The organism is Paenibacillus litoralis (genome assembly GCF_046244365.1).
In the GTDB taxonomy this organism is placed as follows: domain Bacteria; phylum Bacillota; class Bacilli; order Paenibacillales; family NBRC-103111; genus Paenibacillus_V.
Map to the genome: position 1 here is coordinate 8,572,074 of NZ_CP176395.1, position 22,760 is coordinate 8,594,833.

General features: G+C 57.5%; 21 protein-coding genes. 12 read left to right on the forward strand and 9 right to left on the reverse strand.

The annotated features are described in order from the left end of the window. Window positions 1-26: 26 nt before the first annotated feature. Both ACKGJP_RS36175 and ACKGJP_RS36180 read right to left on the reverse strand, forming a co-directional pair. Window positions 27-1,073: a BMP family protein gene (locus ACKGJP_RS36175; RefSeq protein WP_409343530.1), complete on the reverse strand. Its 1,047-nt coding sequence runs from the start codon at window positions 1,071-1,073 to the stop codon at window positions 27-29. Between the two features lie 246 nt (window positions 1,074-1,319). Beyond that, on the reverse strand, window positions 1,320-1,946 hold the full coding sequence (locus tag ACKGJP_RS36180) for a DsbA family oxidoreductase (RefSeq protein ID WP_409343531.1): 627 nt from the start codon (window positions 1,944-1,946) through the stop codon (window positions 1,320-1,322). Window positions 1,947-2,231: 285 nt separating this feature from the next. Here ACKGJP_RS36180 and ACKGJP_RS36185 point away from each other — a divergent pair, with 285 nt between their 5' ends. The 9 genes from ACKGJP_RS36185 to ACKGJP_RS36225 all read left to right on the forward strand — a co-directional run bounded on the left by ACKGJP_RS36185 (window position 2,232) and on the right by ACKGJP_RS36225 (window position 12,487). Continuing rightward, a complete protein-coding gene (locus ACKGJP_RS36185) occupies window positions 2,232-3,233 on the forward strand; it encodes a beta-ketoacyl-ACP synthase III (RefSeq protein ID WP_409343532.1) in 1,002 nt (333 codons plus the stop codon). Beyond that, complete coding sequence (locus ACKGJP_RS36190; protein WP_409343533.1) at window positions 3,223-4,524, forward strand: carbamoylphosphate synthase large subunit; 1,302 nt, start codon at window positions 3,223-3,225, stop codon at window positions 4,522-4,524. The genes ACKGJP_RS36185 and ACKGJP_RS36190 overlap by 11 nt, the downstream gene beginning before the upstream one ends. A gap of 3 nt (window positions 4,525-4,527) precedes the next feature. Further along, window positions 4,528-5,523 carry an NAD-dependent epimerase/dehydratase family protein gene (locus tag ACKGJP_RS36195; RefSeq protein WP_409343534.1) on the forward strand — a complete coding sequence of 332 codons (996 nt, stop codon included), beginning with the start codon at window positions 4,528-4,530 and terminating at the stop codon, window positions 5,521-5,523. Window positions 5,524-5,584: 61 nt separating this feature from the next. Continuing rightward, window positions 5,585-6,436: an MBL fold metallo-hydrolase gene (locus ACKGJP_RS36200; protein ID WP_409343535.1), complete on the forward strand. Its 852-nt coding sequence runs from the start codon at window positions 5,585-5,587 to the stop codon at window positions 6,434-6,436. Further along, window positions 6,433-7,773 (forward strand): F390 synthetase-related protein, encoded by a 1,341-nt coding sequence (locus tag ACKGJP_RS36205; protein ID WP_409343536.1) that lies wholly within the window; start codon window positions 6,433-6,435, stop codon window positions 7,771-7,773. Before ACKGJP_RS36200 ends, ACKGJP_RS36205 begins: the two co-directional genes overlap by 4 nt. After that, window positions 7,748-8,899 (forward strand): GNAT family N-acetyltransferase, encoded by a 1,152-nt coding sequence (locus ACKGJP_RS36210; RefSeq protein WP_409343537.1) that lies wholly within the window; start codon window positions 7,748-7,750, stop codon window positions 8,897-8,899. The genes ACKGJP_RS36205 and ACKGJP_RS36210 overlap by 26 nt, the downstream gene beginning before the upstream one ends. 55 nt (window positions 8,900-8,954) lie before the next feature. Continuing rightward, window positions 8,955-9,806, forward strand: coding sequence for an SDR family oxidoreductase (locus ACKGJP_RS36215; RefSeq protein WP_409343538.1), 852 nt, complete (start codon window positions 8,955-8,957; stop codon window positions 9,804-9,806). 49 nt (window positions 9,807-9,855) lie between these two features. Continuing rightward, window positions 9,856-11,523, forward strand: a complete 1,668-nt coding sequence (locus tag ACKGJP_RS36220) for a hypothetical protein (RefSeq protein ID WP_409343539.1) — start codon at window positions 9,856-9,858, stop codon at window positions 11,521-11,523. A 199-nt stretch (window positions 11,524-11,722) separates the two neighbouring features. Next, complete coding sequence (locus ACKGJP_RS36225) at window positions 11,723-12,487, forward strand: sulfite exporter TauE/SafE family protein (RefSeq protein WP_409343540.1); 765 nt, start codon at window positions 11,723-11,725, stop codon at window positions 12,485-12,487. A gap of 433 nt (window positions 12,488-12,920) precedes the next feature. On the opposite strand, the gene ACKGJP_RS36230 is transcribed toward ACKGJP_RS36225, so the two are convergent. The 6 genes from ACKGJP_RS36230 to ACKGJP_RS36255 form a co-directional block, all read right to left on the reverse strand. Beyond that, window positions 12,921-13,664, reverse strand: coding sequence for an ABC transporter permease (locus ACKGJP_RS36230; protein ID WP_409343541.1), 744 nt, complete (start codon window positions 13,662-13,664; stop codon window positions 12,921-12,923). Between the two features lies 1 nt (window position 13,665). Then, window positions 13,666-14,373 carry an ABC transporter permease gene (locus ACKGJP_RS36235; protein ID WP_409343542.1) on the reverse strand — a complete coding sequence of 236 codons (708 nt, stop codon included), beginning with the start codon at window positions 14,371-14,373 and terminating at the stop codon, window positions 13,666-13,668. Continuing rightward, window positions 14,370-15,284, reverse strand: coding sequence for an ABC transporter ATP-binding protein (locus tag ACKGJP_RS36240; RefSeq protein ID WP_409343543.1), 915 nt, complete (start codon window positions 15,282-15,284; stop codon window positions 14,370-14,372). The genes ACKGJP_RS36235 and ACKGJP_RS36240 overlap by 4 nt, the downstream gene beginning before the upstream one ends. A gap of 71 nt (window positions 15,285-15,355) precedes the next feature. Continuing rightward, window positions 15,356-16,720 carry a histidine kinase dimerization/phospho-acceptor domain-containing protein gene (locus ACKGJP_RS36245; protein WP_409343544.1) on the reverse strand — a complete coding sequence of 455 codons (1,365 nt, stop codon included), beginning with the start codon at window positions 16,718-16,720 and terminating at the stop codon, window positions 15,356-15,358. Further along, a complete protein-coding gene (locus ACKGJP_RS36250) occupies window positions 16,717-17,391 on the reverse strand; it encodes a response regulator transcription factor (RefSeq protein WP_409343545.1) in 675 nt (224 codons plus the stop codon). The genes ACKGJP_RS36245 and ACKGJP_RS36250 overlap by 4 nt, the downstream gene beginning before the upstream one ends. 59 nt (window positions 17,392-17,450) lie before the next feature. Further along, window positions 17,451-18,170 (reverse strand): queuosine precursor transporter, encoded by a 720-nt coding sequence (locus tag ACKGJP_RS36255; RefSeq protein ID WP_409343546.1) that lies wholly within the window; start codon window positions 18,168-18,170, stop codon window positions 17,451-17,453. A gap of 214 nt (window positions 18,171-18,384) precedes the next feature. On the opposite strand from ACKGJP_RS36255, the gene ACKGJP_RS36260 reads away from it, so the two are divergent. The 3 genes from ACKGJP_RS36260 (at window position 18,385) to ACKGJP_RS36270 (ending at window position 21,173) form a co-directional block, all read left to right on the forward strand. Continuing rightward, a complete protein-coding gene (locus ACKGJP_RS36260) occupies window positions 18,385-19,362 on the forward strand; it encodes an iron-siderophore ABC transporter substrate-binding protein (RefSeq protein ID WP_409343547.1) in 978 nt (325 codons plus the stop codon). A gap of 15 nt (window positions 19,363-19,377) precedes the next feature. After that, window positions 19,378-19,935 carry a nitroreductase gene (locus tag ACKGJP_RS36265; RefSeq protein WP_409343548.1) on the forward strand — a complete coding sequence of 186 codons (558 nt, stop codon included), beginning with the start codon at window positions 19,378-19,380 and terminating at the stop codon, window positions 19,933-19,935. 206 nt (window positions 19,936-20,141) lie between these two features. Continuing rightward, a complete protein-coding gene (locus tag ACKGJP_RS36270; RefSeq protein ID WP_409343549.1) occupies window positions 20,142-21,173 on the forward strand; it encodes a helix-turn-helix transcriptional regulator in 1,032 nt (343 codons plus the stop codon). A 10-nt stretch (window positions 21,174-21,183) separates the two neighbouring features. On the opposite strand, the gene ACKGJP_RS36275 is transcribed toward ACKGJP_RS36270, so the two are convergent. Continuing rightward, on the reverse strand, window positions 21,184-22,629 hold the full coding sequence (locus tag ACKGJP_RS36275; protein ID WP_409343550.1) for an ArnT family glycosyltransferase: 1,446 nt from the start codon (window positions 22,627-22,629) through the stop codon (window positions 21,184-21,186). Between the last annotated feature and the right edge of the window lie 131 nt (window positions 22,630-22,760).

The following is a 22,760-nucleotide window of genomic DNA, read 5'->3' on the forward strand; positions in this document are numbered from 1 at the left end:
GCCGGTTTGTGTATCTGCGATACAGATTACTTTTGAGCGAGCGGGTTTTGCAGAACCAGCTTGCCCGAAACGATCTGGTCGTTCAGTTCCTTCACCTTGTTGATCGTCTCTTGGCTGATGAACGGGTTCAGCTTCGTTGCCGTTTCATGCGTGACGAACGGCAGGCCTACGCCCTTTTCCTTCAAGCCGTAGTCGATCGCACCCGGTTTATATGTCCCTTTGACGAATTCCTTGATCGTCTCGTAAGCCGCAACGTCCGTGCTTTTGATTTGGGACATGACGATGTGGTCCGGATCTTTGCTCGTATGGTCCATATCTTGGCCGGACGTGAAGAAGTTTTTCTCCTTGGCCGCCTCGAACACGCCGAAATCTCCCGCAGCCGATGCGCCGATGATGAAGTCTGCGCCTTGTCCGAATTGCAGAAGGGCCAGCTCCTTCGCTTTCACCGGATCAGTGAAACCGCCTACGTAGTTGAGGAGGAACTTCGCGTTCGGATTCGTTGCCTTCAAGCCTTGCTCGAAAGGAACCGTCCATTTCTTAATGAGCGGAATATCCGCCGCCGCTACCATGCCGACGGTGTTTTTCTTGGTCGACAGGCCGGCAAGTGCGCCTAGCAAGTAAGAAGACTCATATTCGCGGAACGATACGCTGCGAACGTTCGGCAGGTCGACGACCGTATCGATGATCGTGAACGCTTGCTTCGGATTTTCGGCAGCCAGCTTCTTCAGGGCGTCTTCCGCTTGGAAGGTCGCCGTAATGATCAGATCGTATTTATCCGCAATCGCCGCGCGCAGGTTTTGCTCGAATGCGTTCGGATCGGTCGATTCGATCGTTTTCGTTTTGACGTTAAACTCCTTGCCCGCCTTCTTGACGCCTTCATCCATCAGCTGGAAGAACGGGTTGACGCCGATTTTCTCCGGCAGTACGAGCACGACCTTCTTGTCCGATTGCGGAGCGGCGGAACCGCCTGCGCTCGGCGAAGGGCTGCTTGCGTTATCTTTCTCTTTGCCGCTTGAACCGCAGCCCGCAAGGACGAGGACGAATGCGACAACCAGTAATAGTACTTTTTTCATAGTAAAAACTCCCCTCTTGACTTTTCTTCTTTAAATCCTATCGGATAACTATGGATTCGTCAACCTGCTTTTGCTATTTTGATTGCAACCTGTCGCAAATTGGCGTTCAATGTCGATCCATGTCGACAAGTAATCATTATACTAAAAATCACGAATGATTTCCAAGCTATTATCCGTAAATGTTCGTGACAAAAAAAGGACAAGACGGTCATTCCGCCCTGTCCTTCGTGCAGATCCGTTACTGCCTTATCCCTGTTTCGCTTTCTCCAGCGCTTGCGCGAAGACATTGGGCGGCTGTGCGCCGCTTAGCGCAAACTTATTGTTCAAAATAAAGAACGGCACGCCGGTAATCCCGACTTCTTTGGCGAACGCCAGATCCTTCTCCACCCTAGGCAGCTTCTCTTTGCTTTCAAGCTGTTGTCTAGCCGATTCTTTATCAAGTCCGAACGATTCGCCGATCTCGAGCAGTACATTTATATCGCCGATATCCCGTCCGTCCTCGAAATACGCCTGATAAATGGCCTCCACGAGCTCCGCCTGCTTCTCCTCCGGCACCAGATTATACAGTTGATGCGAAAGCAGCGTGTTCGGCATGTATTCCACCTTAGAGAAATCGAAGTTCACTCCCGCCGCTTTACCTGCTTGCTCTACTTGACCGAATATCCGGTTTATGTCCGAGCCAGCCGCGCCGAACTTCTTCGTCATCGTTTCGCGGAAAGGCAGGCCTTCCACCGGCGTGCCCGGATCGAGCTGAAACGCGTGGTAACGAATCTCCACCGGCTCCCCTTGCCACTCCTTCAGTGCTTCCTGCAGATTTTGCTTGCCAATCCGGCACCACGGACATACCGTATCCTGATAAATATCGATGATCATCAGCGATCGCTCCTTTACACTAGGCAGTCTTCACCCGTCGCCTCTTCATGAGCCGAAATCGCCGGCACAGCAAACCGCGGGCAGCTCCCCTTATCTTACCGTTTACGCAGACGTTCCTCAAGCGACCGGCGCAGCCGGCCCGGTACTAGAAAAATTTCGTACTGGTCGAAAGCGCTTTTTCCTTTACAATGGAAAATAGGCAAACAATCCCGATCGGCAGAGGCCGCAAGGGCTCAACCTGGAAGCCATGCTTCCCGTGGGGATAGTTGCCCAGGAGGAACCCTCATGCAAACGACAAGAAACGTCAAAATCATCGGAACCGGCATTTACTTGCCGAAACGACAAATAACTGCGGACGAGGTCGACCGGATGATCGGCACCGCCCCCGGCTGGGTGCTGCGCAAATCGGACGTAGCCGTCCGCTACTTCGCAGAAGATGAAACCGCCGCTCAAATGGGCGCTTATGCGGTAAAGAATGCTTTGAACGACGCCGGGCTTGCGTTCGCGGACATCGATTGTCTCGTCTGCACCAGCGGCACCATGGAGCAGCCGATTCCGTGCACGGCCGCGCTCATCCAGAAAGCCCTCGGAGAAAGCGAGTCCGGCACGCCGGCCTTCGATATCAATTCCACCTGTCTCAGCTTCGTCGTCGGGCTCGACACGATGTCCTATCTCGTCCATGCCGGGCGCTATCGCCGCATCGTTCTCGTGGCTACGGAAATCGCATCGCGCGGGCTGAACTGGAACGACAAGGAAAGCGCCGCCCTCTTCGGCGACGGCGCGGCGGCGGTCGTCATCGAACGCAGCGGCGAAGAGGACCGCTCCCGAATCGTCCATGCCGCCCTCCATACGGTCAGCAAGGGCGCTCACATGTCCGAAATCCGGGGCGGCGGCAGCAAGCTGCCCGCGCGCTCGTTTCGCGAGGACAACAAACAGGACTTTCTTTTCCATATGGACGGGCACGCGATTTTTAAGCTGGCTTCCAAAATACTTCCCGGCTTCACCGGCTCGCTGCTGGAGCAAGCCGGCTGCCGGATGGCCGACATCAAGCTGGTCATTCCGCATCAGGGCAGCGCTATGGCGATGCGGCTGCTGAGCCGAAAATTGGGCATTGCGGAAGAGCAACTGATGTATATAACGCCCGAGTACGGCAACACGATTGCCGCCTCGATTCCGATGGGACTCCACGAAGCGGCCAAGCAAGGGCGAATAGGCCGAGGCGACCGGGTGATGCTGCTCGGCACGTCCGCCGGCGTATCCGTAGGAGGGCTTATTTTTGACTACTGATGCCCGAACCGTACTGCTTACCGGAGGCAGAGCGCCGGTTACGCTCGACCTGGCGCGGCAGCTTGCCTCAGCCGGCCATCGCGTCATCGTTGCGGACAGCATGCCGAACAACTTGGCCGGCGCTTCCAAGCATACGGCGGCCAGCTACGCGGTACCGCCTCCGAATCGGGAGCCCGCCGCTTATATCGAAGCGCTGGAACGCATCGTCAGGAAAGAGCGCGTCGACCTGCTTATTCCGATGTGCGAGGAAATTTTCTATGTTTCGCAGGGACTGGATCGGCTGAGCGCCTATTGCCGCGTTTTTGCCGAGCCCATCGAGAAGCTGCGCGCGCTGCATTCCAAATGGGCGTTCATCCGGCAAACGGCCGAGTGGGGCTTTACGGTACCGCGGACACGGCTGCTTACCGGACGGCACGAGCTGGAAGCGCTCCTGCAAGCCGCCGAAGCGGAGGCAAAAGACAGCGGCTTGGGCGTAAACAGGTATGCGGCGGACGGCCGCCCGCAGGAGCGTTTGCTCCCGCTGGTGCTGAAGCCCGTGTATTCGCGGTTCGCTGCGAACGTCATCGTGCTGGAAGCCGGCGATTTGCGGAAGCAGGGCTGGCAGGCGCTCGCCGGCAGGCTTGACGTCTCGGCCGCCCGCCCTTGGGTCGCACAGCAGTTCGTGGGCGGCCGGCAAGTTTGCACCTACAGCGTCGCCCGGGAAGGCGCCGTCGCCGCTCATGCCGCCTACGGGGCCGATTTCACGGCGGGGCGCGGCGCATGCATCAGCTTCCGGCCCCTCGATATGCCTGCGGTCGCCGATTGGGTCGAAAGGTTCGTGCGGCAAGCCCGTTTTACCGGGCAAATCGCTTTCGACTTTATCGTCGATGGCGATGGCGGCATCTGGCCGCTGGAATGCAATCCCCGCGCCACAAGCGGCATCCATCTGTTCCGGGCCAGGGATCGGCTCGACCGGGCGTTTATGCAGACCGGCCCTGACCCTGCAACAGACGTTGAGCTGCGGCAGACACGCCTAAACGGCGGCGAAGCGATCGTACCGCAGCAAGACAGCCGCTCCATGATCGGCCTTGCGATGCTGAGCTATGGGCTTGCATCGGTCCGTTCGCGGAGAAGGCTGGGGGAATGGGCGCGGACATTCGGCCAAGCCAGCGATGTCGTGCTCCGTCTGAGCGACCCGCTTCCTTTTCTGGAACAGTTTCGAACGCTATGGTCGACTTGGCGGGAAAGCCGGAAACAAGGCGTTACCATGCTGAGCGCATCCACGATGGATATCGAATGGAATGGGGATTGACCAATGAAAGCACTCGTAACCGGCGCAACCGGCTTCCTCGGCGGCGCGCTCGCCAGGCGTCTGGCCGGCATGGGCTGGGAAGTCACGGCAGCCGGCCGCAACAAAGCGGAGGGCGCCCTTCTGGCCAAGCAAGGCATACGCTTCCAGCCGCTCGATTTACAGGATGAGGATGCCGTTATCCGCGCTTGCCGGGATCAAGACTATGTATTTCACAGCGGGGCGCTTTCTTCGCCTTGGGGACGTTACGCCGACTTTTACGAAAGCAATGTGCTCGGCACGCGGCACATCGCCGCCGGCTGCATGAAGCATGCTGTGAATCGGCTTATCTATGTATCGACGCCAAGCATCTATTTCGATTTTACCGACCGGCTGGCAATCGCCGAGGACGCCGCGCTTCCCGCAAAGCCGGTTAATCCGTACGCAGCGACCAAGCTTCTGGCCGAACGGGAAATTGAGCGCTTCCGGAAGCTCGGACTGGCAGCGATTACTTTACGGCCGCGTGCTCTATTCGGCCCCGGTGACCGGACGATTCTCCCTAGGCTGCTGGAGGCGAACGAGCGCGGTCGCGTTCCGCTGATCGGCGGAGGGAAAGCGGTGCTCGATCTTACCTACGTCGACAATGCGGTGGATGCGCTGCTTTTATGCGTATCCGCTCCCGAATCCGCATTAGGCAAAGCCTACAATATTACGAATGGGGAGTCCGTCTCCTTGATCGAGGTCCTTCAGCGGCTGTTCGGGAAGCTCGGGCAGCCCCTGCGCGCGAAGCCGATCCCGTATCGGGCCGCATATGCGCTGGCCGGCTTGATGGAGCTTGCCGCCCGGCTGAAGGGCTCCGGCCGGGAGCCGCTGCTGACCCGCTACACCGTCGGCGTGCTCGCCAAAAGCCAAACGCTCGACATCGCCGCCGCCAAGCGGGAGCTCGGCTACGAGCCGAAGGTTAGCATTGCCGAAGGAATAGATGCCTTTGCCGATTGGTGGCGAAGCACGCGTAAAGCATAGCTCCCTATACGGAGCCCTGCAGTCGCCAGACATACGCACGAAAGGAGCAGTTAGATCCCACATGAAGCGCATACCGGTTACCTTACGGCTTCTAACCGCAGGCTATTGCACGCATAGCGAAAGGCTGACCCTGCGCGGCGGATCGCTCCGGTCATGCCGGTTTCCCGCCGGCTTCGCCTGCATCCAGCACCCGGAGCTCGGACCCGTCTTGTTCGATACCGGCTACTCGGAACGCTTTTTTGCGGAAACGGCAGCCTTTCCTTATTCGCTATACGCGCGCGTTACGCCCGTCTTCTTCAAGCCGGAGGAGAGCGCGGCGAGCCGTTTGCTTGCGCTTGGCATACAGCCGGCCGATGTCAGGCACATCGTCCTGTCCCATTTCCACGCCGATCACCTCGGCGGCTTGCAGGATTTCCCGAATGCGGCGTTTCACTACCTGCAGAAGGCTTACGATGCGGTCAAAGGCCGCCGGGGGTTCTCCGCCGTTAGAGCCGCTTTCCTTCCGGGGCTGCTGCCGCCGGATTTCGAGCGGCGCTCGCAGCCGTTCGACGAGCGGCAAACCGTACGGCTGCCGGACGGCTACCCGTTCGACAGGGGGCTCGACGTGTTCGGGGACGGCAGCATAGTCGCCGTCGATTTGCCGGGCCATGCCCACGGGCAGATCGGCATCCTTCTCGCAACGGAGCGCCACGATTATTTGCTGTGCGCCGATGCCGTCTGGTCGAGCAAAGCATACCGGGAGAACCGTCCGCCACACCCGCTCGCAGGCCTGATTATGGCAAGCCGCAGCGAATTCCGGGACACCTTCGGCCGCCTGCGTCTGCTCCATGAGCGTCACCCGCAATTGCGCATCGTGCCGTCGCATTGCAGCGAAGCCTTGGAAGCTTACGCGGCAGGAGGTGGCCCGTTATGATCGGCAAGCTGATGATTTTATGGCATTATCTTCGCGCCAAATACCGGTTTCGCTTCATGAGCCGGGAAAGGCTCGCGGCCTGGCAGCGCAAAAAAGTGATGCGGCATCTAACGTTCGTCCGCAGCCGTTCTCCTTTCTACCGCGAACGCTGGGGGCAGACGCCTCTTTCGGAATGGGAGCGTCTGCCGATGATTGACAAGACGCTGATGATGGAGCGGTTCGACACATTGAACACGCTCGGCATTCGCAAAGACGAAGCGTTCCGCATTGCGCTGAAGGCGGAGAGCAGCCGCGATTTCAGCCCGACGATCGGCGGCGTGACGATCGGCCTTTCTTCGGGAACGTCGGGCAACCGCGGCCTCTTCCTCGTGAGCGCGCGGGAGCGATTCGCCTGGGTCGGCAGCGTGACGGCCAAGGTGCTGCCGCGATCGCTGCTGCACCGGGAACGTATCGCCTTCTTCCTGCGGGCGAACAGTAATTTATACGGCAGCGTGAACAGCGGACGGCTCCGGTTTGCCTTCTATGACCTGCTTGACCCGCTCGACGCACACGTCGACAGACTGAACGGCTTCAAGCCTACGCTGCTCGTCGCTCCCCCTTCGGTACTCCGGTTTTTGGCGGACGCGAAGCGCGAGGGACGGCTTGACATCGATCCGCTCAAAATCGTTTCCGTCGCCGAAACGCTGGACCCGCTGGATAAGAGGTATATCGAGGAAGCCTTCGGCCAAATCGCCCACCAGATTTACCAGTGCACGGAAGGCTTTCTCGCCTCCACCTGCCCGCATGGCACGCTGCATTTAAACGAGGATATCGTAGTCATCCAGAAGGAATATTTGGATGAGAAGCTGCGCAAGTTCGTGCCGGTCATTACCGACTTTTCGCGCAGCGCTCAGCCGATCGTGCGATACCGGCTGAACGACATTTTAACGGAGGCGGCTGCGCCCTGCCCTTGCGGCTCCCCGTTTACGGCAATCGAGCGCATCGAAGGCAGGTGCGACGACATGGTCTATGCGCCGTCGTCAGCCAAACCGGGACAGCTTACGCCCGTTTTTCCGGATTTTCTGACACGCGCGGTTATTGCTGCCGCTCCCGAGGTGAAACAGTACCGGATCGTCCAGCTTGCGCCCGACCGGATCGACGTCTTTTTGCTCGCCGACAACGCGGAGAAGGAGCAAGCGCAAAGATCCGTCGCACGTTCCCTCGAGTCGCTGTTTCGGCAAATGGCATGCATCCCCCCGGCTATCCGCTTCGGCAAGTACGAGCATACGCCCGGTCCTGCCAAGCTCCGCAGGGTGGAAAGGAGATTTGCGCTTGAAGCCTTTCATCGCGCTGTATGACAAACATACGATCGGCAGCCTGCCATGGCCGGAAACGGAGGACGGCGAATACGCACGGCGATATTTGGAGCCGCTTGTCAAGCAGGGGCCGAACGCTTTTATCGCCAATGCGGATACGTCCTATCGCGTGCTGCTGGTGGACGATATCGTGCTGCCGGTAAGCGTGAACGAGCGCGAATACGAAAATACGTATGTATGTTCGCCTTACACGCATTACGTTACGTATGCGAAGCAGGAGCTCGTCATGCTGAACGCTCCTTTGCTGGAAGCTGCGCTAAAGCCGGTTATCGCGGCCGCCGGCCTGTTCCTGAAAGCGTGCCGGATTAACCGGGTCGTCCATGTGAACAACTGGCTGCTGTCCACCAACCTGTACCCCGCCCTTTCGGACAAGCAGCTCGCAGCGGCGACGCATTACCTGACATCGGCTTTCCCCGGACATGCCATCGTGTTCCGTTCGGTTAACGGCTGCACCGACAAAGCGCTTCCCGCGATATTCCGAAGACTGAACTATACACCTGTCGCAAGCCGCCAGGTATATATGCTGGATCCGGCCTGCCTTCCGTCAAAAGCGCGCTGGCTGCTCAAGCGGGACTATGCGCTGCTCGCCAAAAACGGCTACGCCGCCGTTCCTGCGGAGGAGCTTTCGCATGGGGACATCCCGCGCATGCGGGAGCTGTATAATGACTTATACTTAGGCAAATATTCGGCGGACAACCCGCAATTGACCGAAAATTTCTTCCGTCTGGCGCTTGACCGGCGCATCCTGCAGGTGACGGCTCTCCGCCATTCGGAGTCGGGGCGCATCGATGCCGTGCTCGGGTACTTTCACCGGAACGGCGTCATGACGACTCCGGTATTCGGGTACGATACGAAGCTGCCCGTCGAGACCGGCTTGTACCGCATGCTCTCGGCCCTGCTCGTTCGAAGCGCCGCCGAAAGCGGCCGCATGCTGAACGAAAGCTCCGGAGCCGCGCAGTTCAAGCGAAACCGCGGAGCCGTCGCGCAAATGGAGTACAGTGCCGTCTATACCCGGCATTTGCCGCTTTACCGGCGCCTCGGCTGGCGGTTCTTGGCCGGAATCGCGAACGGCCTCGGCGTGCCGCTAATGCGCAAAAAGAAACTGTAACGGTACATACAGCCTATTTTGCTCTCTACCACTCGATGAATAAGGAGAAATGCCTATGAACGGGGTCTCTTCCCCGCTCCCGGTCGCCATCGTTACCGGCGCGTCCAGCGGCTTCGGCTTGCTGACTGCGACTGCCTTAGCGAAGGAAGGCTTTCGGGTGATCGCGACCGTTCGCGAGCCCGGACGCGAAGCGGCGCTCATGGAGGAAGCCGAACGCGCAGGCGTTGCCGGGCGGATCGAATGCCTCCCGCTTGACGTAACCGATCATGCAGGAGTCTTGCACGTCGCCGCGACGGTCTTTTCCCGATTCGGGAGAATCGATGTCCTCGTCAACAATGCCGGCTTCGCCCTTGGGGGCTTTGCGGAGGAAGTGCCGATAGCCGAATGGCGCAGACAGTTCGAAACCAATTTTTTCGGTCTGGTCGCGATGACCCAAGCGGTGCTTCCTCATATGAGGGAACAAAAGCATGGGACGATCGTAAACGTCAGCAGCGTCAGCGGACTCGCGGGCTTGCCCGGCTATGCGCCCTACGCCGCGTCCAAATTCGCCGTCGAAGGCTTCAGCGAATCGCTTCGCCTCGAAACGGCGGATTTTGGCGTCAAGGTCGTCCTCGTCGAGCCGGGGGCATACCGTACCGCCATCTGGGCCAAGGGCTTCGCGCAAATCAACCGGCCGCATGACTCGCCTTACCGCGCCAAGCTTGACCGCATCTTGGCCTATTCCCGCCGGACCGCGGAGACGGCCCCCGATCCCCGGGAAGTTGCGGATGCGATCGTCGAAATCGCCCTTGCCCGCTCCCCTAAGCTGCGTTACCCGCTTGGCCGGGGCTCCCGGATGCTGCGGCTCGCAAAAGCCGTCGTCCCGTGGAAATGGTACGAACGGGCGGTCCTTCGGATGCTCCGATAGATGCCGAGAACATGCATGACCCTATCTATATAACTTGGAGGTATGAACTATGCCCGCATTCGAAGCAAGACGAACCGAAGTGATCGAGAAAGCGGCCAACGCCGCATGGAGACTGCCTTTCCTGCCAAGCGGCTTATGGTTTCACGGAGATATGCGCGACAATCTTTACTACGCGCTGCATCTGTACCTCGCATCGTGCCGCGAGGATGTGCGCCTGCATGCCGGGCGCCTCCAAGCCCGCGAGCTGGCGGAAACGACGCTCCTTCGCCTGCTCCGCCTGCAGCAGCGGAACCCGGAGGCCCCGCTGTACGGCCATTGGCCGCTGGCGCTCGGCGGCGATCCCGACAATGCTCCGCCGCACCCGCTGCCTGTAGAGCTGGTCGGCAACCTGCTCGCCTTGTTCGCCATTAACTATAAGAACATTCTTTCCGATGCCCTTGCGCAAGAGCTCCACGAGGCGCTGTCTCATGTGTATCGCAGCAAGCTTTATGCGGAAGGGCCCGTACAGTTCCATCACCACGATGCCAAACGCTGCAATTTGCAGCTGATGCTAGCCGTCTATTTCGGCGATGCCGATCTGCATGCCGATGCCGTGCGCAATCTGGAAGCCATCCGCAGTCACGTTGCCGCGAACGGGTTTCACGAATATGGGGCGCTCCCCTGGTTCTGGCACTGGGTACAAGCGTTCACATGCTCATGGGAGGTAAGCCGGGATCCGGAAGCCAAGCGGATTACGGAGGGAATGCTCGCGTGGCTGTGGGACTACCGCGCCCGCTGCTATTTGCAAGGCGCCTGGATCGGTCCTCATTCCCGCGTCCTGCCGCATGATACGCCGTCCGACCGGAACGCGCTGTTCGATTACGTGCAATTCGGCGATTTCGGGTTTCCGGCCGATATCGCGCGGCTGGAAGGCGTGGGGCTGTTCACCTACCGGGTATCGCCGGAAACGGTGCTGCTGGCCAAAAGCGGTGAACCGGCAGAATGGAAGTCGCTGCTGCCGCAGCCCCCGGGCAGCGCCTCCGCTCCCCTGTATCAATACATATACCGTACCGCGAATTACGCGGTTGGCGGCGTGCTCGAATATGCAGAGGAATATCTAAACGAGCAGCACCGCTGGGACGTCACGTTCCCGGCGCGCGCGGGAGGCACGGCGAATCAAGCGTTTTTCTTCCATCCCGGCAAGGGCTACCAGCCCGGAGGCGCCCGCCAGGCAAGCCGGCACAGCGAGGTGCTACTCCAGCGCAGCGTTGCGGCGGCTTTATACCCTTTGCCGGAAGACGCCGATCCGACCGTCGTCGGCTTTTTGCCTCACGGCGTCTGGTCCGTCAGCGACCGGCTGTGGGTCGGGGACATCGGCTCCTCCTATTTAGCCGTCCACTTGAGCCGCAAGCCTGTCGCAAGCATAGACAATACCGGGATCGCCATGACGCTCCACGGGCGGGATAACGGCGTCGTGCTCGAAGCCATCGGCAAACAAGAGGCGGAGGAGCTGCTCCAACATCATGCGGAGGAGTCCGCCTTGTCAGCGTCAAATGCTTCAGACGGCCCCAAAGATACGCTTTACCTGCTTGCAGACCTTCTGGCAAGCCGCCCGCCGCAGTTCGAAGCCGGTGCCGCCGTGACGTACCTGTCGCTCGCCGGAGAGCGTCTCAGGCTGCATATCAACCCGGACGGAAGCATCCTTCGGACTGTAAACGACGAGGAATTAACCTGGTAACGCTTGATTACCTAAAACCTAGGATATACCGTTTCGCCCGTTCGCACACGCTGCGTAACGGGCGTTTTTTATTGCAGCCGGCAGGAACTGATAGATATTTCCTCCCCTCGATTCCTCTCTGCCCTATAGTGGGACAGCCGCTTTTCCGCTATACTGATTGCTGGGATAACCCAAACTACCTGCCGGGAGAGATCGCATCATGGACCAACCAGAGCCGCTAATCCTACTATTTCTAATCATCGCCGGTTTTGTCGCGGCTTTTATCGATTCCGCCGTCGGAGGAGGCGGGCTCATTTCGCTCCCTGCCCTGCTGCTGACGGGCCTTCCGCCAAGCATCGCGCTCGGCACGAACAAGCTGTCCGCCACCATGTCTTCCCTCACTAGCTCGATCTCGTTCTTCGTATCCGGCAAAGTGGACGGACGTCTCGCGGCCGGCTTATTCCCTCTGGCGCTGATCGGCTCGGTGCTAGGCGCCTATACGGTACACTTCATTCCGTCGGCCTTTCTGAAGCCGATGGTTATCGTGCTGCTTATCGTGATGACGGTGTATACGTTTCTCAAAAAAAACTGGGGTGCGGACGCCCGGAACAAGAAGCTGACGACGGCCGCTCTCGCTGCCGTGACGGCGGGGACGGCGGTCATCGGCTTTTACGACGGCTTTTTCGGTCCCGGCACAGGTTCATTTCTTATTTTTATGTTTCTGTTCGCCGGCTTTGATTTCGTCCGCGCGTCAGGCGCGTCCAAAGTGCTTAATCTGGGAAGCAATTTCGGAAGCCTCGCTACCTTCTTCTATTTGGGGGCGGTCAACTGGCATTATGGCATCCCAATGGGCATCGCGATGATTGCCGGGGCACTGACCGGATCCCAAGTAGCCATCCGTAAGGGCTCCGCCTACGTTAAACCGCTTTTTCTTATCGTGACTACGGTCCTGATCGGCAAACAGCTATGGGATCTTCTTACGTAAGACGACACGCTGGGCACCGCACATTATCAAGCATAGTCAGATATCACCTAGCATTCCAAAAAAAAGCCGTTACACCATGAAGGGTAACGGCTTTTTACTGCGATGGAATAACGAACGAACAGTCGGTGCAAGCTCGAAGATGTTCCAGTGGAAATAGCGGACTTTCGGGGCTTAATTGTACATTTTATACAAGCGATGCGGGAAATAACGGATTTCAAGGGAACTATTCCGCTACTTCTGCCCGCCAGCTTATGCAAAACGCCCTAATAAGACCTTTGTAATCCGTTAATTTTCGGTCAGCCTTCATTTCGGGGGGCATAACGCCCTGAAAATCCGCTACCTCCGGTTTTTGGCTTCCTGGTGATCCCGTCTTGTTCAAAATGGTGCTAGGGCTCTGTTGGATGGTTATTCCGTTGTTTCTGCAGTCAGGCGCCTAAATCTCTTTCCTCTGGAAATACGTCAGTCCGGAAACGAAGAACAGCGCAAAGCTGCCGCAGATGACGAAGAGAAGCGTCTCGAATGAGACGTTGAATGCGCCGAAGCTGTCCTCCGAGGAAGGCAGCATGGCAAGCATCGGCTGCGCCCAAGGGTAGTACGGCCCGTATGTGGTCGAGTTGGCGACGAGTATGTTCGGCAGCGTGAAAATCACGTTCAATGCCAGCGGTGCGGCGAAGCTCGCCCACGCAACCGAAACGGTCAACTGCAGCGCCGCCAGCGGCAGCGTCGCGACCAAGCCGCCGAGCATGCCCTTCAGCAATAGTTCCCACGGCACGGCGCTCTCGATTCCTTTGAGTGAGCCTACGGCCAGCAGGCCGGCGCCGAAGAGGAGCTGCGTAACCGCCAGCAGCATGACGACGAGCGTCAGCTTCGCCACGAACAGCTGCGTCCGCGAAACCGGCAGCGCAAGCACTTGCTTCCAGCCGCCTCCCCCATGCTCGTAGCGGCAAATAAACGCAGCGAAAATACCGGTCAGCAAAGGCAGAAACAGCAGCGCATGCGTAACGCCCATATAGCTGAACAAGAGCAGCCAATCTCCCCCTTTGCCCGCCTCCGCTTCCATTCGGGCAGCGAACCCTATCAACGAAGCCAGCAGAGGGCTGACAAAAATAAGCAGCCATATGTTCGACTTGCGCAATTTCAGCCATTCCGAACGGAGTACCCTTACGAAGGTTCCCATGCTACTTCACGTCCCTTCGCGTAAAATCGGCGAGCCCCGCAGCCAGCAACGCCAAGCCGATGCCGGCGCCAAGCCGTACGAAATCATCCGTATTCTCGCCTTGCAGCAGCGGCCATTTCCAGAGCAGCCAATCGGGCAGCGCCGGGGCAAACAAGGTCAGTACCGTGCCGAGTATGCCAACGGTCAGCGGAATTGCTTGATTCCGCATCGTAACGGACAGCCAGAGCTGCAGAGCCAGCACCGGCATCGAGGCAATAAGCGGCAAAAAGCTCGTTTTTGCAAGCTCGCCGTACGGGAAATCCGTCCCGAAGCCGAGCGCCCAGCCGAGGAGCATCGTACCGCCGGCTAGCAGCGAGCACGATACGAGCAGCAGCAGCAGGCTTAACAAGAACTTCCCGGCGAAGACGGTTTTGCGGGACACCGGAAGCGCAAGCAACTGCTTCCATGCGTTCATGTGATGCTCGACGCCGGCGATCATCGAAGTCACGATCGTAATGCCAAGCAGCAGCGAGGGTACCGCTAGAAACTGTATATTTCCGAGCAGCCCTTTCCACAGGTCGGCTGCATATTGCTTCGTCAAGTAATCGTAGCGCAAGCCGAAATTGACCGCTTGCAGCGCAACTACCCCGAACGGCCCGAGAAACGCGAGCCCCCAAATCATCTTCCGGCGAATTTTGAGCAAATCCGCCGCCAGCACCCGCGCGATCATAGACTGTTCCCTCCTCCGACCAGCTCGAGGAACAGATCTTCGAGCGACTGCTTGATCTCCTCCACCCGGTAAACCGAGTGGCGGGCATGGACGAGATTCTCGACAATGCCGGCCACTTGATCGTCATGCATGCTGTCGAGCAGCAGCACATCGTCCTGCCGGACGGCAAAGCAGCCGCTGGCCGCCGCGATCCGCAGCGCCTTGTCGGGCTCGGATACGGCGATGCGGATTTTGCTGTTCGCGCGCTTCCGCAGCGCTTCGATCGTATCCTCGAAAATCATCGTACCGTTATGGATAATGCCGACACGGGTAGCCATTTGTTCGACTTCGCTCAGCAAATGGCTGGACACCAGTACGGTAATCCCGTGCTCTTTCGGCATTTGCTTGATCAGCTCGCGGATTTCCAGAATGCCGGCCGGATCGAGTCCGTTGGTCGGCTCGTCCAGAACGAGCAGCTCCGGATTGCCGAGCAGCGCCGCCGCGATGCCGAGCCGCTGCTTCATCCCGAGGGAATAGCCTTTGACCGGCCGCTTCGCTTCCTTCGTCAGCCGAACGACGGCCAGCACTTCATCGATGCGCGATTTGGGCACATCCAGGATGCGGCGAATCGCCTCCAGGTTTTCGATTGCGGTCAAGTGTCCGTAGTAAGACGGATATTCCACAAGCGAGCCGACCTTGCGGAGAATGGCCAGCTTTTCCTTCTTCAGTTCTTTGCCGAACATCCGGATCGTGCCGTTCGACGGACGGATCAGTCCGAGCAGCATGCGGATCGTCGTCGTTTTGCCCGCACCGTTCGGCCCTAGGAAGCCGTATATATCGCCTTTGCGGATTTGCAGGTTGACATTGTCCACAGCCTTGCGCACCCGGTATTCCTTCGTTAATCCTCTCGTTTCAATAACCCAATCATTCATCGCTAATCACCCCGTCACTAATCGTAACGGGGCGAGGTTAAAACGAGGGTACCGTTTTGTTTAAATTCCGTTTAATTTTTGGGATACAGGGTAATGGCAACGCCTTCCGGCGCATTGACGATTTCCCACTGCAGCTGCATGTCCTTCACCATCATCGAAACGATCGTCAGGCCGATTCCGGCTCCCTTGCCTTCCGAGACGGCATGCATACCCGGCCCCTTGTCGGCGATCACGATAGCCGTCCGCCCTTCCTTAGCTTCCGTTCGGATGCCGATATAACGCCCTGTCCGGGCATGCCGGACGACGTTCTGGAACAGATTATCCAGTATCCGCGTAAACCATGCGGGATCGACGCTCCAGAGCAGCTCCCCTTCCTCCGGCAAGTCGACGTCTACCTCGAAGCCTTCCTTCTCAAATACGGGGTACCAGCCTGCAGCCGAAGCTCGAATGAGGCGGAAGACGTCCGTTTGTTTGCGGTCCAGCGGGTATTTCCCCGCTGAAAGCAGCGTGTACGATAACAGATTCTCGATCAGTTGGCCCAAATAATCGGTTTTGTCGGCAATCAGCGCAACCGAAGCCTTCCCTTTATCGGATATCGGCTCCTGTCCCAGCGAATAGGCGTGCCCGCGAATCATCGTCAGCGGAGTGCGCAGATCGTGGGACAGATTGGCGATCAGCTGCTTGCGCAGCTTCTCCTCTTCCGCTTCTCGGGTTCGGCTTGACAGCAGCTCGCTCACCATCCGGTTGAACGCCCCCTCCAGCTGCCCGATCTCGTCCTTCTTGCTTACGGCGAGCGGCAGCGGGATGCCGGTGTCGTCCGTGCTCGTCATCGCCTCCTGGAGACGAACCAGCCGCTTGCGGATCCGGTAAAAAAATAGCCACGACACGAAAATAAACAGTACGAACATGGCCCCGACGATCGACACGAAGTACATGCTGTTGAACTCCGCACGCTGCCCTTTAAAGAGCTCCCGCGGGAGCCGGACGGCCATGAAGCCCTGCCGGGGATCTTGCCCAATAAAGGCGACTACGGTAAAGGGGTCGCCGCCATAGCCCTTTTTCATGAACGCGATGCTGTCGGCAGCCGTCCACTGTGCAGGAAGCTCCGGCTGCTCCGGCAGTGCAAGTCTGGTTCGCCCGCTCCCATCCACCCAGAACAGGCTGGCCTCCGGGTACCGCTCCTTGAGGGCGCGCAGCTTCTCGTCAATGGCGGCTGACGGCGCATCCTTCAGGCCTTCCGCCTCGCGATGCCACAGCTTCTCCACGTCCGAGGCGCTTCCGTACGAATTTTCTTCCCGGTCCTGTTTACCTAGCGCTGCGGCAAGCTCAGGCGAGTAATACAGAATTGTGGCTACCGGAAACACGAACGGCCACAGCAGCAGAGCCGACAAAATAATCAGCAGATAGCGGGCGAGCAGCGAATGCCGGAATTTCATAGCTTCACCCTGTACCCGATACCGCGTATCGTCTCGACGACCTCCGGATTACCCGGATCGCGCTCGAGCTTTTCGCGAAGATGGCGGATATGGACCATCAGCGTTTTATCCCCTTCGAGATAAGGCTCTCCCCAGACCGCTTCGTAGATCTGCTCTTTGGTCATAATCTGATTCGGATGGCGCAGCATGAACGAGAAAATATGAAACTGCTTCCCCGTCAGCACGATCTCCTCCTCCGTCCGCGAATCGACGATCCGGTTCTCCTCCGGGTACACGCGGAGATGGTGGAGCGCTATCAGCGCCGGCGACAGCTTCTCGAATCTTCGCAGCAGCACCTCCACGCGAGCGGCCAGCTCATCGGGATGAAACGGCTTCGTCACGTAATCGTCGGCAAAATACAGCCCTTGCAGCTTGTCCTCGATCGACGTCCGGGCCGAAAGCATCAGGATCGGCGTTTGGGGAAACTCTTTTTTGAGCCGTTGTCCGACCGAAAAACCGTCCAACCCCGGCAGCATAACGTCCAGCACAACCAGATCGCAGCCGTCCATATGGGCCATCGCCTTTTCGCCGGAGGTCAGCCAGTTCACGTCATAGCCCCGTTCGAGCAAAAAATCGTTCACCCATGTCCCGATTTCGCGGTCGTCCTCGATATATAGCACATGTTTTTTCATCGGATTCTCACCCAGCCTTAAAGAGACTGCACCCGGTTCCCCGCAGGCAGTCTCTCTTCTTATTTGGACGCCCCGCCCGTACCGGCAGCCGGCTCCTCCGGACGGAACTTGAAGCTTCTCGCGATATACAGAAACGGTGTCGACGCCACCGAAACGACAAACTTGATCAAATACGTCGTCAGCGCGATTTGCAGCCAAATGTCCAGCGGGTAATTGGCATCCCCGGCAAAGGCGATCGTGCAAAAAATAAGCGTATCGACAAGCTGGCTCACGCCGGTGCTGCCGTTGTTTCGTATCCATAGCTGATTCGGCTTCGGGAACAGCTTTTTGAGCAGCGTATAAATTTTGACATCCAGGAACTGGCTGACGAAGTAGGCCGCCAAACTGCCCAGCGCAAGCCGCGGCATCATCCCGAAAATGGTTTCCAGCGAAGACTGCGCGAAATCCGCCTCCTGAGGCTTGAATACCAGCGCCATCTGCATGATGATCGTCGACATAATGAGAGCGAAGAAGCCGAACCAGACCGCCTTTTTGGCTTCTTTCTCGCCGTACTTCTCGTTCAGCAGATCGCTCGTGAGAAAAATGGTGCCGTACATCGTATTGCCCAGCGTCATCACAAGGCCGGCCATCTCGATCGTCTTCGTCACCTGAATGTTGGCAAGCAGCGTCGCTATCCCTACCCACGCATATAGCCCGCTTTTCCCGAACATCCGGTAGCAGGCCAGGAAAAGCGAGAAATTGACGAGGGCAAACAGCACGCCCCACATAACGTTGAACATGATTGAATTCCTCCTAGTTTTGATAACGCGGGAGTTTGCGAACCGCGGCCCGGTATGCGGGCATATCGGGTATTACTATACACTACAACGCCCCGCGCTGTCAGCCCGCATTTTCCGTCCCCCAAACAGCTAAAATAATCCCTCCGGGGGCTGACCGACACCGCCTTTAATTGATAATCTTTCTCAGTGAATAACAGAATGGAGGACATCCTACATGAAGCCGTATTTACGAAATACATTGACCTTGTTTCTCGTTTCGCTTTTGCTGCTCGCTACTGCATGCGGAACCGGTTCCGAAGGAAATGGATCGGGCGCCGAAAGCGTCAAGAAGGAAACGCCCGGGCCGACGCGGACCGTCAAAAGTCTTAAAGGAGATATCCAGGTTCCCTCGTCGCCCAAACGCGTCATCGGCTTGTCCGTCGTCTACCCGGAATTTCTCTCCGCGCTAGGCGTAACGCCCGTAGCTATCCAAAATTATCATCAGGATTTCCCTTCCTACCTGAAAACCCCTTTCAAGAACACCCTCAAAATGGGGATCGGGGAAACGCCTAATTTTGAAGCTATCTTGAGCGCCGCACCCGATTTGATTATCGCGCCGGTCTGGTGGGCCGATAAGGTATACGATCAGCTTTCCAAAATCGCGCCTACCGTGCTTCTCCCCGAACGTGAAGATTGGCGGGACGAACTCCGGGATATCGGGGAAGCGCTGGATAAGAAAGATATAGCGGACAAAGCGATCGCCGACTACGAAAAGCAAACCGCCGACGCCAAGCGGAAGCTGCACGAAGCGGCCGGGAACGATACGGTCATGTATATGATGGTCATGTCTAAGGAGCTGGTCGTTTACGGAGAAAATCAGTCCAGGGGCGCGTTTCTCCATAAGGAGCTGGACCTGAAGCCCGTTAGCGGCTTTCCGAAAAATGAATTGAGCGTCTCGATTTCGCTGGAGAAGCTTCCCGAGTATAACCCCGACCATATTATTTTACAGTTGGACGACAGCAACGACAAAGAAGCGCAAAAGAAATATCAGGAGCTGCAGGAAAGCGCCGTATGGAAAAATTTAAAGGCTGTCCAAAACAAGCGGGTTTATTTCATGGACGGAATAGAATGGTTCAGCGTCGGCATGTCGCTTCTTGCAAACCGCAACGCCATTGACGACGTCCTGCAAGCGTTCCAGACCAAAAAACAGTAGCGGGAGGAATCCAGCATGACTATTGCCCTTACAATCCGGGAGAGACGGTCCATCCATACGTTTCGAAAGGACCCGGTTCCACGGGAGTTGATAACCGAGCTGCTGAACGACGCGGTATGGGCCCCCAATCACGGACTGCGCGAGCCTTGGCGTTTCATCTATGCGGATGGCGAAGGAAAAGGGCGATTGGTAGACGGATTGTTCGAACTCTATGAAAAAAACGGGGAATTAAACGGGATGGCGCCGGAGCAAAAGGAGAAATTTAAGCGGTCAACGCTTGACGTGCCCGCTTACTTATTGGTCGTTATGAAGGAAGACCCCCGCCCCGACATATGGGAAGAAGATTTCGCGGCAGTCGCCTGCCTCATTCAGAACTTTCAATTGCTAGGCTGGGAAAAGGGGCTGGGGATGCTGTGGAATACCGGATCGCTTCTGTACATGCCGCCGTTTCGCCGCATGGCGGGCGTGGAACCCGGAGAGAAGATAGCCGGCATTCTATCCATCGGCTATTTCGATAAAGCGCCGAAGGCTCGACCGCGAACACCCGCAGAGGAACGGCTTACGTTCCTGTAACCGATCGCGCGCCTGCTGACATATCCAGCGGCCATCCGAGGGGAGCGCATTGCCATCTCGCCCGACCATCCCTTACAATAAGAACAACTGCTCATTGAAATCCATTCTCAACACGGATAGGCTTTAACGGATGACTTCCGATTCAAGTGCGTAACCTGCCCCGCGGCAGTCGTCCGTTCCGGTAAATGGCATCAGGGCAAGTTCATGTGTTTTGGAAGGTGGCCGCTTCGCAAAGATGGAGAGCATGGGGTCGTACGACGAATTTCACAGCTTGTTTGGAAATTTTTTTTGCGCATCTGAAGCTGGCGCCCGAACCCGACGGATATGTCGACCGGGTAACGCTTCCCGAGAAGCTCGGCAAAGGTACCGTACAACGCGTTAAGTTGCGGCCAGGGATGGAAATCATCGTGGCGGACTTTCGTTTACGTCCGGTTTCCCCTGATACGGCTGAGTCTGACACGAACGCCGATGACATCGCCTATATCAAAAGCGGAATCGGCCATATGCCCACGCCTGGAACGCGGCTCGGGCTCTCGCATGATCTGTGCCATCTTGCCTTCACGCAATCGATCGATGAAAGCGGGTTTTCCGGACGGAGCGAACGCGTTCTGTTCATCGAAATCAGCATGAATGCCGACATCTTTCTCGACTATATGCGAAACGAAGATACGGATAAAATGGAACATGTTCAACGCTTGCTCGGCAAAAACGGAAGCTTCCTCGCCACTCGAGACGGCATCGACGCCTCCTCTCAGCTTACGATCCGGCAAATGCTGGAGCGATGGAACAAGCAAACCATGCGGAAGATGTACTTAGAAAGCAAATGCATCGAGTTGGTCGCCATCAACGTGCATGAGCATATGTTTATGCAGCCCAGCTTAGCCGCATCGTTCGCCCTGCGCAAAAGCGACGTGGAAAAGCTTTATCACGCCAAAGACATCCTTCTCGAGCATATGGAATGCCCGCCATCGCTAAAGCAGCTTTCCAAAATGGCCGGACTCAACGACTATAAGCTGAAGGCCGGCTTCAAAAAGGTGTTCGGCACAACGGTATACGGCCTGCTGCGGGAGAAACGTCTCGAGCAGGCCAAGCTGCTCCTGGAGCAGGAGCAGCTGAATGTAGGCGAGGCTGCGTGCGCGGTAGGCTACGCGAATCCGAGCCATTTTGCGCAAGCCTTTAAGGAAAAGTACGGGGTAAACCCTAGCGAGGTGATCCCCTTCGATCTCGGAAGCCGGTGATTGCCTTGCCTCAGCCAGCGCCGGATTGCCGTCCCGGCAGGACCGCTTTCATACGCATAAATACAGCATACACGCCGTAGCTCTGCAAAATAAACACGCACGGCATGATATCGAACCGGTACCTCGTCTGAATTTCGATCACGATATGCAGCGAGGCATAGCCGAGCAGCAGCAGGAGAAAGAGCTGCGCCTTCGTTTCTCCGGTCTTCGCGAATAAGAGCGCCGCCATTGCGATAAGCCCGGACGCGAGCAGGAAGAACATGAGGACCCGTTCCCCCTTGATCAACTGCTCCTTCAAATAAGGCCGCTCGATCTCCCACATGCTCCAAGTGGGCGCCGAATCTTCTCTTCCCCACAGGAAGGCGAACTTATCGGCGAACAGGCTTACCACCTGTCCCTTGTCGGCCATCCTCTCCTTCAGGAGCGCCAGTTCTGCGGCGTTTCGTTCCTCACCTAGCGCATATTTGATCACGTACTGGTCGTCATCGTACGACCATCCGCCCGTCGTCTCTTGATTGAGGCCGACCATGAACTTCCAATACGGCTCCTGGCTCGACAGCGGGAGCGTCGTCACACCGGCTTGAATCAGCGAGTAGCTGGCGATTTGCTGTACAAGCATATACACCGCGATGACGCCAAGCGTCCGGCTTGCGGCGCCCAGGCTCCTTCCTTTATGCCAGGGAAACAGCTTGAACAGAACGACATACGCAAGCAAGCCGATCAGGAAAAAGCTCCCCAGCGGACGCATCAGATTGGCCACGCCGAAGCATAGTCCGATGAACAGCCACCCCGTCTTGTTAGCGAGTCCCTTGCGGACGATTAAGTACAGCCCGAGAAAGAAGAAAAACGTCGAAATATGCTGGTTGGTCAGCACCGAGCACATGATAATATTCGGAACGTACAGCGCATAGAGCAGCGATGCCGCCCTCCCGCTAAAACGGTTGAACGCTTGCGCAGCCGCGGCGTAAACCACAATGGCGGTTCCGACGCTAAACGCGATATTAAAAGCCTTCAGTACCAGTAAAGAATCGCCGAACAGGTTGACGATAAGCGCCTGGTACATCGTAAACCCGAGCTGGTACACCCAGCGCGAGAAATACTCGTTTCCCCCGAACGAGATGTCCCCGTTTGCCGCCTGAACGGCAGCCGTGTGCATATCCAGAAAGTCCGATACCGGCTGCGTATCGATCGTCATAACCCATACGATCCGTACGCCTGCTGCCAGAACGACAAGCAAGCCTATATACAGCCAATCCGGCACATATTTCGTAAGCACATGCGACAAAGCGATAAGCAAAATCAGCGTAACGGCGGCGATAAGCGCGGGAAGCCAATCGTTCCCGATATAGGTTGCCGTATTCCGGTAAGCCGGAACGAGCGTCAATGCGAAGAAAACGAGCCCTGCGCCGATCAATAGCTTGCCGATTATCGCGTTACCCTTTCCCGTTTCCTCCATTTGCCCCTACCTTTCCCCAGCGAAATCCAACCGATCGTCAAACATGGAATGTCAGGAGAAAAATAACAAATTACCGAGCTTCTTGCAACCTTTTCTTTTGCCGGTCATAGCAATGTAAGCGGAAACTGTGA

What these genes read in the sequence shown, in the direction of transcription:
- ACKGJP_RS36275 (WP_409343550.1), bottom strand. Translation starts at nt 22,629, where the DNA reads ATGGAGGAAACGGGAAAGGGTAACGCGATAATCGGCAAGCTATTGATC.
- ACKGJP_RS36195 (WP_409343534.1), top strand. Translation starts at nt 4,528, where the DNA reads ATGAAAGCACTCGTAACCGGCGCAACCGGCTTCCTCGGCGGCGCGCTC.
- ACKGJP_RS36260 (WP_409343547.1), top strand. Translation starts at nt 18,385, where the DNA reads ATGAAGCCGTATTTACGAAATACATTGACCTTGTTTCTCGTTTCGCTT.
- ACKGJP_RS36225 (WP_409343540.1), top strand. Translation starts at nt 11,723, where the DNA reads ATGGACCAACCAGAGCCGCTAATCCTACTATTTCTAATCATCGCCGGT.
- ACKGJP_RS36235 (WP_409343542.1), bottom strand. Translation starts at nt 14,373, where the DNA reads ATGATCGCGCGGGTGCTGGCGGCGGATTTGCTCAAAATTCGCCGGAAG.
- ACKGJP_RS36240 (WP_409343543.1), bottom strand. Translation starts at nt 15,284, where the DNA reads ATGAATGATTGGGTTATTGAAACGAGAGGATTAACGAAGGAATACCGG.
- ACKGJP_RS36250 (WP_409343545.1), bottom strand. Translation starts at nt 17,391, where the DNA reads ATGAAAAAACATGTGCTATATATCGAGGACGACCGCGAAATCGGGACA.
- ACKGJP_RS36185 (WP_409343532.1), top strand. Translation starts at nt 2,232, where the DNA reads ATGCAAACGACAAGAAACGTCAAAATCATCGGAACCGGCATTTACTTG.
- ACKGJP_RS36175 (WP_409343530.1), bottom strand. Translation starts at nt 1,073, where the DNA reads ATGAAAAAAGTACTATTACTGGTTGTCGCATTCGTCCTCGTCCTTGCG.
- ACKGJP_RS36180 (WP_409343531.1), bottom strand. Translation starts at nt 1,946, where the DNA reads ATGATCATCGATATTTATCAGGATACGGTATGTCCGTGGTGCCGGATT.
- ACKGJP_RS36200 (WP_409343535.1), top strand. Translation starts at nt 5,585, where the DNA reads ATGAAGCGCATACCGGTTACCTTACGGCTTCTAACCGCAGGCTATTGC.
- ACKGJP_RS36220 (WP_409343539.1), top strand. Translation starts at nt 9,856, where the DNA reads ATGCCCGCATTCGAAGCAAGACGAACCGAAGTGATCGAGAAAGCGGCC.
- ACKGJP_RS36245 (WP_409343544.1), bottom strand. Translation starts at nt 16,720, where the DNA reads ATGAAATTCCGGCATTCGCTGCTCGCCCGCTATCTGCTGATTATTTTG.
- ACKGJP_RS36205 (WP_409343536.1), top strand. Translation starts at nt 6,433, where the DNA reads ATGATCGGCAAGCTGATGATTTTATGGCATTATCTTCGCGCCAAATAC.
- ACKGJP_RS36230 (WP_409343541.1), bottom strand. Translation starts at nt 13,664, where the DNA reads ATGGGAACCTTCGTAAGGGTACTCCGTTCGGAATGGCTGAAATTGCGC.
- ACKGJP_RS36265 (WP_409343548.1), top strand. Translation starts at nt 19,378, where the DNA reads ATGACTATTGCCCTTACAATCCGGGAGAGACGGTCCATCCATACGTTT.
- ACKGJP_RS36255 (WP_409343546.1), bottom strand. Translation starts at nt 18,170, where the DNA reads ATGTTCAACGTTATGTGGGGCGTGCTGTTTGCCCTCGTCAATTTCTCG.
- ACKGJP_RS36215 (WP_409343538.1), top strand. Translation starts at nt 8,955, where the DNA reads ATGAACGGGGTCTCTTCCCCGCTCCCGGTCGCCATCGTTACCGGCGCG.